We start from the raw sequence: 418 nt of genomic DNA, 5'->3' as shown, positions 1-418 counted from the left end.
ACATCGCAGATCCACACGCACAGCACCACCATCAGCCAGACATCGAGCGTCAGGTGCGGGCGGCTGCGCCAGAGCGCGACCAGCGCAGCCACGCAAAAGCACCACGTGCCGCCCGCCACGATGCCCATGGTGCGCGTGTAGCGGTTGGCGGCCATGATGGTGGGCAGCAGGTGATCGCCCACGGTGGCAAGTAACACGCAGGCGATGGACGCGCCCAGCACGGCCCCCACGGTGGCCAGCGCCGTTTGTCGCGTCAGCGTGTGGACTGGGAAGCGGCCGGGCTCGCGCTCTTCGCGGCTTTTGAGCACGGCGTAAGCGATGACAAACAGCGGAAAGCCCGTGTGCCAGAACATGTAGATCCAGGCGGTGCTCTGTGGCCCGGCGCCCAGCAGGCCACCGGATGCGAACAGCCCCGGAA

1 protein-coding gene is annotated in these 418 nt (G+C 67.5%); it reads right to left on the bottom strand.

The window, feature by feature from the left end; genetic code table 11:
• The coding region (locus tag C1J01_RS54375) for an MASE4 domain-containing protein (RefSeq protein WP_181449404.1) at nucleotides 1-418 on the bottom strand (418 nt) is incomplete at both ends.

The organism is Nonomuraea aridisoli, from assembly GCF_003236395.1.
Taxonomy (GTDB): domain Bacteria; phylum Actinomycetota; class Actinomycetes; order Streptosporangiales; family Streptosporangiaceae; genus Nonomuraea; species Nonomuraea aridisoli.
Note: the sequence above shows the minus strand (reverse complement) of the source record. Positions and strands in the feature narration are given on the sequence as shown.